This window comes from Streptomyces sp. NPDC052701, from assembly GCF_040678355.1.
Classification (GTDB): Bacteria; Actinomycetota; Actinomycetes; order Streptomycetales; family Streptomycetaceae; genus Streptomyces.
The window spans coordinates 38685-46203 of the sequence record NZ_JBFATO010000048.1 but is presented as its reverse complement, the minus strand read 5'-3'; the positions used below and the strand labels follow the sequence as shown (position 1 = coordinate 46203).

General features: G+C 69.1%; 7 protein-coding genes. 4 read left to right on the top strand and 3 right to left on the bottom strand.

The genetic code is table 11. The features are described 5' to 3' along the window. Positions 1-543: 543 nt before the first annotated feature. Positions 544-705, bottom strand: a complete 162-nt coding sequence (locus tag AB0L29_RS32965) for a hypothetical protein (RefSeq protein WP_365832580.1) — start codon at positions 703-705, stop codon at positions 544-546. Positions 706-884: 179 nt separating this feature from the next. Here AB0L29_RS32965 and AB0L29_RS32960 point away from each other — a divergent pair, with 179 nt between their 5' ends. The 4 genes from AB0L29_RS32960 to AB0L29_RS32945 all read left to right on the top strand — a co-directional run bounded on the left by AB0L29_RS32960 (position 885) and on the right by AB0L29_RS32945 (position 4828). After that, positions 885-1760, top strand: coding sequence for a hypothetical protein (locus tag AB0L29_RS32960; protein ID WP_365832578.1), 876 nt, complete (start codon positions 885-887; stop codon positions 1758-1760). 104 nt (positions 1761-1864) lie between these two features. Next, positions 1865-2896: a DUF3800 domain-containing protein gene (locus tag AB0L29_RS32955; protein ID WP_365832576.1), complete on the top strand. Its 1032-nt coding sequence runs from the start codon at positions 1865-1867 to the stop codon at positions 2894-2896. Between the two features lie 652 nt (positions 2897-3548). Beyond that, positions 3549-3827: a hypothetical protein gene (locus AB0L29_RS32950; protein WP_365832574.1), complete on the top strand. Its 279-nt coding sequence runs from the start codon at positions 3549-3551 to the stop codon at positions 3825-3827. An 11-nt stretch (positions 3828-3838) separates the two neighbouring features. Next, positions 3839-4828 (top strand): helix-turn-helix transcriptional regulator, encoded by a 990-nt coding sequence (locus AB0L29_RS32945; protein ID WP_365832572.1) that lies wholly within the window; start codon positions 3839-3841, stop codon positions 4826-4828. Positions 4829-5108: 280 nt separating this feature from the next. Here the strand turns inward: AB0L29_RS32945 and AB0L29_RS32940 are convergent, their stop codons facing one another. Both AB0L29_RS32940 and AB0L29_RS32935 read right to left on the bottom strand, forming a co-directional pair. Then, positions 5109-5606: a hypothetical protein gene (locus AB0L29_RS32940; RefSeq protein WP_365832570.1), complete on the bottom strand. Its 498-nt coding sequence runs from the start codon at positions 5604-5606 to the stop codon at positions 5109-5111. 249 nt (positions 5607-5855) lie between these two features. Further along, positions 5856-7280: a protein kinase gene (locus AB0L29_RS32935; protein WP_365832568.1), complete on the bottom strand. Its 1425-nt coding sequence runs from the start codon at positions 7278-7280 to the stop codon at positions 5856-5858. Positions 7281-7519: the final 239 nt, after the last annotated feature.

The following is a 7519-nucleotide window of genomic DNA, read 5'->3' as shown; positions in this document are numbered from 1 at the left end:
GGGGTACCCGCTCCGCGGGTACCCCCATCGCTGCGCGATGGGGGGGAAGCGAACACCCGTGCTGCGCACGGGTGTTGCGCTCACGCTCCGCGTGAGCCCTGGGGATCGCTGCGCGATCCCCTACCCGCCTTGCTTCGCAAGGCGGGTGACGCTCCGTCCGCTGCGCTCCCGGAACTGCGGGGCCTCCGGCCCCGGGGTGGCCTCCGCTGCGCTCCAGCCACCTGGTGGTGCTGCGCACCACGAAGCCGGGCCCGCTGCGCGGGCCGGCCAACGGGCCTTCGGCCCGGGCAGCTACAGGGGAGGTGGTGGGGGGCGCTTGGCTCTGAGGCGGGGGCCTGCGTCCCCAAGAGTAGTCCGCGCGGGGTGCTGGATGCCGGGGCGACTCGTCGGTTCGTCGGCCTGTTTCCTTTGATTCAGAACTTTCGGTCGATCCGGGTTTGGGGGTGTGCCCTTGGGGCGGTTCGGACCGGGCCGAGACGCGGGTGAGGTGACGTCAATCAGGGTGGGTGACAGGGTTGTTCAGGCTTTCTTCGTGTGGGGGTGTCAGTCGTGCTGCCACCAGGTCACTGCGAGGCCCATCAGGAGGGCTCCGATATGGCGGACGGCTCCGGTGAGGAGCGCTACGGAGACCAGGCGCCGCCACGAGACGGGGGCCGGCGCCCCGCGGCCCTGGTGGGCGGAGGGGGTGCGGTTCTTCTTCGGCATGGTGGGTGTCCTTCGTTCGGGCAGGGCGCGGCGGCGCGCCCTGCAGGGTTGGGTGGTGCAGCGGGCGGTCCGCGGAAGGCGGCCGGGGTGCTGCTGTGTTTGATCGTGGCAGTGGGGTGGTGGGTGATGCATCCTCAACTGGGCGATGGTTGGCGGGAGAACGATGTAATTTCCACCTCGTGTACACGTGGGAGAGCATCAGCGGGCCCGGCACCATCGACGATCTTGTCGCGGATGCTCATGCGGCCGGCCATCCGGACATGACCGTGCGGCGGATCCACGACTGGATCGCGAAGGGGCTGATGGACCAGCCGCGTCTGCGTACTCGGCGGCGTGGCTCGGACAAGGCCGAGCACAGTGCCAACCAGCGTCGGCTTCTGCTTCTCCTGCTGGATAAGCGTCAGCAGGCCGCGCACCTGGACGCGCTTGCGCAGGTGCCGCTGGCCACGTGGCTGTGGTGGGACGGCTACGTATCCACCCGGCAGGCGCAGCGGGCGTGGGTGACGTGGGTGGGGCGCGGCAGGCGCAGCCGGGAGGTGGCGCGTGAGGGTGCGGTCGGTCTGCTGGAGCAGGTCGGGCATCAGCTGGCGACGCCGACTTCGCGGGCCCGGTTCGTGCGGATCATCACCGAGCTGGGCAACGGCAAGGCGCTGACGGTGCGCGGGCGGGCCGAACTGCTGGACGCTGTACGGGACGTGATGGAGCCGGAGACGGTGTTCGCCGCCAGCGGCCTTGTCCGCGCGCTGGGCCCCGCGGGGGCGCCGATGACCGTCGATACTGTCGTGACCCATGTTGAGGCCCTGCGCACGGCGCTGTGCCGCACCCTGGACGGGAAGGTGGACGGTGCGCTGCTGGAACGGGGCCGGGCCGTCTACCGGGCTTCCAGCGCCGACTACCTCGCCGTGCGCGCTGACCTCGCATCCGAGGCCGGACAGCTCGCCGGTCTCTTTCGCGAACCCACCCTCCAGCAGCAGTTCGACGCGGCCGCGAAGCAGCTTCTGTTCGACCTCGGCATGGACCTCGTCCATCGCCGCACGCGCGTGGGCCGGGCCTGAGGCCGGGCGTAAGTTCTGGTCAATCCGGTGAGGTAGCGGCGGATCGGGCTCGAGAGGGCCTTTTTTGGGTGGCCTTCCGCCCGTCTGCCCGGCATGCTCCGAGGATGGACACTGCCTCCGATCTGCTCCCTGTCGTGTACGCCGACGAGTCGTCGAACTCTGGGCAGAACCTTCTCGATCCCGATCAGCCAGTGTTCACACTGGCTGGGGTGCACCTGTCCGACGAGCTGGCAGGGTCGATCGTGGATGAGGTCCGATCCCAGCTTCCCCGCACCCAGGGGGAGCCCAAGTACGGGTCCCTCGCCCGGTCGTCAGTGGGCCGGAAGGCGTTGAAGAGGGCCTTTGGGAGCCTGCCCGAGGGAAGCGTTCGCAGCTTTCTGATGGACAAGCGGTTCATGGTGGTCACCAAGCTGGTCGACGTTCTGGTGGAGCCGCTGGCCGATGCGGACGGTCTTGACCTGTATGAGGACCAGCGCGGTCTGGCCTTGGCCGAGTTGCTGCGCATGGCCGGCCCGGTCCTCGGTGACGAAACGGCGTTTCACCGGATGCTCAAGGCCTTCGTCGACTGGGTGCGTCAGCGGCTGGCGACCGAGGACTTCTTCTCCGCCATAGCCGCCTACAGGGCGTCGATCCCCGAGGAGCACGCGGACTTCGCTGGATGGATCGAGTTGCTGGAATGCTGCCGCGGGGTGGCAGACGCGACCGCCGCCGACCTCGCTGCCGGCGAACAGAGCGACGTCCTCGACCCGGCGGTGCCGGCGCTGTACTGCCTGTGCACCAGCTTCGGCGAGGCTCTCGAGCGGTTCCGTCTCGTTCATGACACCTCGAAGGTGATCGACCGGAACGCGACGCTTCTGCGCATGGTTCATCTCCTCCCGGACCTCGCCCGCCCCGGCCACTTCAACGACCCGCTTCCGGCCGTGCAGATCGACTTCGCGGACAGCACGGCGCACCCTCAGCTCCAGATCGCGGATTGGGCAGCAGGTGCGGTACGGCAATGGGCCGCCCACCTGGCAGTCGGTGGCGGTGACCGATTCTCGGAAGAACTGGCGGACGTGGTGAAGCCCTGGGTGGTCGGCGCTGTATGGCCGACTGGGGAAGTCGATCGGCGCGCGTCCGGTCCAGGAGGACGGTGACCGCGTCGCGCTCAGGCAGGTGCGACGGCCGAGCCGAGCGGGCGCGGCCCACGCGCGCCCGCTGCTCGTGCAGCGCCTCGGCCGTCCCGGAGTCGGGACCGTTCCTCTCCTCGTCGGCGTCGCCCGTTGCCGAGGGCGGTGCCGTGCCCGGTGCCGGAAACACCGACGGCCGGTACCGAGGGGGTACCGGCCGGGTTGGCGGGCGCGGGCCAACGCGCCTGCCGTGTGTCCTGAAGGGCTCGGGCTTGCGACCAATCTGCCGTCAGGCGACGCCGAGGGATGTTGTCGGCATCGTTGTTGGGCAGCGTCCTACCGATAGGGGCGATGGTGCAAGAACGCCGGAACGAATGTTGGGCCGCACGGAGCCGGTCCAGGGGTTCGGAGGTCGATGCTGTGCTGGGGCATAGGGCCAAGGCGTGAGGCAAGTTCCCTGCGGGTCACCGGAACATCGGTGAGGCCCCCAAGGGGTGAAACGGGCAGATCGGGTAAGGGTTGGGGCGGGGATCCGGGCGGTCGTGGAAGGCTGGTGCGTACCGCGCAGCCCCGCATCCGCAGGGCCAACTGCCGCAGGGCTGCGCCTGCTTGCGACCATCGGCCCGGGTCCCGGTTCTTCGTGTGCCGGGACCCCCGTCAGGACGGAGTCCTGTTCATCATGTCCCACCAGCCCCCCTCCCTCTCTACCCCCGCGTCGCCGGCTGCTGGCGAGGTGCCCGCGGGACGTCTGGGGCCCACGCACACGCTGATCCTGCTGATCGCGTTCCTGGCGTTGGGCACCGTCCTGTTCGTCCAGGGCACGCCGATCGGCGACATCCTCATCCTGCTCGGCGGGTGCGGGACGCTCGGCGCGGCCACCCTCGCCGCGGTCGGCGGCGGACGCTGGCTGATGGCCGTCTTCGTCGAGGCCGCGGTGCGCTCCGGCGCAGGCAAGTAGAGGAGAGGGCGATGACCTTTCCCCGACCTGACGGCCCGCACCTGCCGTTCGCCGGCCTTGCCGAGCACCTGACCGCCCTGCGCCGGGCGGCGCGGCTGTCCCAGCGTGAGCTCGCGGCGGCCGCGGCCGTCTCCCGCGGCACCGTCCAGCGCGCCGAGTCCGGCGCCGCAGCCCCCTCGACGGAGGTGCTCGACGCCCTCGTGCGCGCCTGCGGCGGAGACCAGGCGGCCCAGGGCCGCGCGCACGTCTTGCGCATGCGGGGTCGCACCGAGCAGCGCGGCCGTCTTCCTGGTCTCAAGGCTCCCGCGGCCAGCCTCGTCCATACCGCGCAGGACCTCGGTGCCGCGCTCGCCACGGAGTACGAGCGCGCCGGTGCTCCGCCGCTGAGCCGCTTCGTCAGCCCGGCGGAGGGCCACAAGCCGATCCCACGCACGACCGCCTGGCGCATCATCAGCCGCCAGGGGCTGCCCGCCGACGCCGAGCAGCTGCAGACCTTCCTGGATGTCTGCCGGGTCGGCCGGACTGCCCAGCGTCACTACCGGAAGGCGTACAGACGCCTCGCAGCCCTCCGCAAACGCAGCGTGCCCCCTCGCCACACCGTCCGGCGCACGCCCGTCGCCGAACCGGCCCGGGGTACCGACAAGATCCCCCAGTACTACAGGGACCTGCTGGACCTCATGTCCGAGGAGAACATCGAGACTATCCTCACGTTCGGCGTCGCCCACTTCATCGCCGGCCAGGCGCACCGCAACGGAACCGCCCCGCCCAGCTCCCTGAACCAGGTCATGCAAACCGCGGTCGAGCTGCACGTTGAAGCGAACCGCCTCCCAGTCGACCGGCACCGCGGCGTCTGGCTCTTCGACCCCCAAGGGCCTGTCGTGAAGGACCCGGGGCTGCGGGATCTGTTCACGCGGCTGCAGGCGCGGGATCCGGTGGCCGGTGACGGCACCGCGTGGGTCGCTAAGGGCAACCGGGAGCCGGAGAGCCGACGCGCGGCGTAGGGCAAGGCGGGGTGATCGAGAGGAATCTCGTGGTCATCCCGCCACGCGATCGTCCGATCGCGTGGTCGGCAGGCTCACCGGCCGGAGCCATTCTTGCGGGCCCCGGCACCGACCGTCCAGGTCACCGTCGGCATCCGCTTGAGTAAGCATGCAGCGTGGTGGAGAAACGTTCCCAGGTGCAATCGATGGCCTAGTTCCGGCACCCCCTCAGCCTCGCATAGACGCCCTTCCACGAGCCGTAGCTGGTGGGGAGGTGCAGCCACTGAGACCCGGAACAGTCTTACTGGGATTCCTCGGAACCGTCCTCGCTCGCTCCAGCGATCTTGCCGCCGACGAATACCACGCCCAACCCGAGGGCGGCTGCACTGGCGGCTGCCACCACCTTCATCCCCGCCCCCATGAACTGCTTGCTCTCGCTGTCCTTCTCGCCTACCCGCCGCACATTTTGGTCGAGCCGATCGTGGAGGGCTTCCCGCTGTGCCCAGCTGAGGTCATCCCGACCGAGGTCGGCCTGCAGGGCATCCCGCTGGTCCTGCGAAGCCTTGTAGAAGTGGTTCTGACTGTTCTCGTTGGCTGCGAGAGTGGACTTGTGTGCCTCTGTAACCGCATCGATGTTGGTTTTGCCCAGATCCTTGAAGGCGGGGAACTGCTCGATCAGCTTGAGTCGCACCTCGGTGGCCATCTCGGGCATCGCTGCCGCGAACTTGAGTACCTTGTCTTTGGACAGGTTCCGCCAACTCGGGATACCCAACTTCCGCTTGACCGCTGATTCGTTCACGCCGCCCATTCCCTGACTCCGCTCGTCGTCCCGTGAGGCATCCCGGATAGTAGCGGTGCCCACCGACAGGCCCCTCTCTCCTGTCCCCGGCCTGCTCGCCATGAATCTGTGAGCCGTATACAGGGTCAGATACACCCCCTGCACGTCAGTCAACGGCACGCCCGGACCAACGATCGCATGCTCGGGACGGCACGGCCGCAGGAAACAGCCCATCTCTGGCCCCCCCGGTTTCGTCGCCTTGTTGGTCGGTCAGGTGGTGAGGGTGCTCTGTTCGGGACCCTTGGGGGCGAGGCTCGAATCGGTGCGGTGGATCCAGGAGACGACCTCGTTCGCCAGCTGCTGGATCTGGTCGTTGGTGCGTGGCATTCGTGGCCGGTGCCAGGGGGTGTGCCCCCACTGTTGTTCCAGGGTCCACGGCGAGCCGCTTCGCTGGGCTTCGGCGAGGAAGCAGACGTCGTGGTTGAGGACGGCCTGCAGGACGATGCGCTGCCCGTTGTGGGGGTGGGTGGCCAGCCAGATGGTTCCCCCATCGGGGATGAAGCCTTCTTCGCTGTTGGGGGTCCAGGCGTAGTCACCGAGGCTCCTGTCGCCGCTGTCGTGGTCGATGCCCTCGCTCCAGGCGCTCGTGTCGCCGGTCAGGGCTTCGGCGATGCGGCGGATGCAGGGCATCATCATCGCCCGGGTGGCCTCCTCGTCGCGGCGCTGCCGGTCGAACAGGTCCGGCCCCCACCCGATTCTGAAGGAGGCGCGGCGTCCGATGGGTCTGAAGAGGTCGGCTTTACTGGCGTAGCTGTCGAGCCAGGCTTGTAGTTCGGCGTGGAAGTCGGCCATGGTCAGCCGGTCGTGTACGCGGAATTGGGTCGCGGCTTCGAGGACGTGGCCCAGGGTCAGGGTGGCGTTGCGGCTGCCGAGGGTCGCCAGGCTGTATTCCTCGGCGTCCACGCGGTGTGTTCCCTCGGGTGGGTACGGGCCCCGGCGCGGGTGGGCGAGGACGAAGAGGGTTTTGGCGAGGGAGTAGACGTCTGCTCTCTCGCCTCGGTGGTTGCCGCCGGCCTCGCGCATTTCGGGGGCGATGAAGTTGGCGGGGCCGAGCTTCTCTCCCTGCTGGGTCAGGTCGGCGGGTTGGGCGAAGGCGGCGATCCCGAAGTCGGCCAGTACGGGTGCCCCGTCGTGCCAGAGAAGGTTGTCGGGCTTGATGTCCCGGTGGTAGGTGTCCTGTTCGGCCAGTGCGGCGAGCGTCCGGGCCAGGGCGGTGATGTGGGTGACGACGTCGACGACGGTGGAGGTCTCGCTGAAGGCGTCGGTCAGCGGTTCTGCCCGGGGCATGGCGTACCAGTGAGGCGTAGCGCCGTGGGTGTCGTCGATGTCCCATATCGGCAGGATGCCCGGAGTGCCGTTCATCCGTTGCATGTAGAGCGCCTCGTCGTAGAAGCGCTGGCGGCGGGCGTGCCGCTTCTTGTTCACGGCACGTTCGCCACGCCTGGGAGGGTCGGACAGGTGCTTGACGATGCCCTGGCGTCCGCTGCTCTCCTCGGTCGCCTTGCGCACGAAGTCCTTGCCCCCGAGCCTGCCTTCGTCGCGCCACCGGGGCACGTCGTAGCTGCGCTTGGAGCCGTTCGGCACCTTGGCGGGTTGCCTGGGGAGAGGAGGGCGTGGGACAGGTTGTGCCGACATGGCGGACACGCTAGTACGCCTTCGCTTCGTCGAGGGCGGGTTCCCTCGGATCGTGATCCGGTGCGGGTCTCACGTCTGTGCCGTGGCTGAGGCGTCGGTCGGCGGGCGCAAAGAGGCGCTGGCCGCGGGCGAGCGCCTTTCCCTTCGGACAGCCTGGGCCCGGCTGTCAGTGCCGTAGGCCAGGATACTCCCATGGTCAGCCTGGACGAACTGCCCCCGTATCGCCGCGCGCAGCTGTT

What these genes read in the sequence shown, in the direction of transcription:
- AB0L29_RS32965 (WP_365832580.1), bottom strand. Translation starts at nt 705, where the DNA reads ATGCCGAAGAAGAACCGCACCCCCTCCGCCCACCAGGGCCGCGGGGCG.
- AB0L29_RS32955 (WP_365832576.1), top strand. Translation starts at nt 1,865, where the DNA reads ATGGACACTGCCTCCGATCTGCTCCCTGTCGTGTACGCCGACGAGTCG.
- AB0L29_RS32950 (WP_365832574.1), top strand. Translation starts at nt 3,549, where the DNA reads ATGTCCCACCAGCCCCCCTCCCTCTCTACCCCCGCGTCGCCGGCTGCT.
- AB0L29_RS32945 (WP_365832572.1), top strand. Translation starts at nt 3,839, where the DNA reads ATGACCTTTCCCCGACCTGACGGCCCGCACCTGCCGTTCGCCGGCCTT.
- AB0L29_RS32935 (WP_365832568.1), bottom strand. Translation starts at nt 7,280, where the DNA reads ATGTCGGCACAACCTGTCCCACGCCCTCCTCTCCCCAGGCAACCCGCC.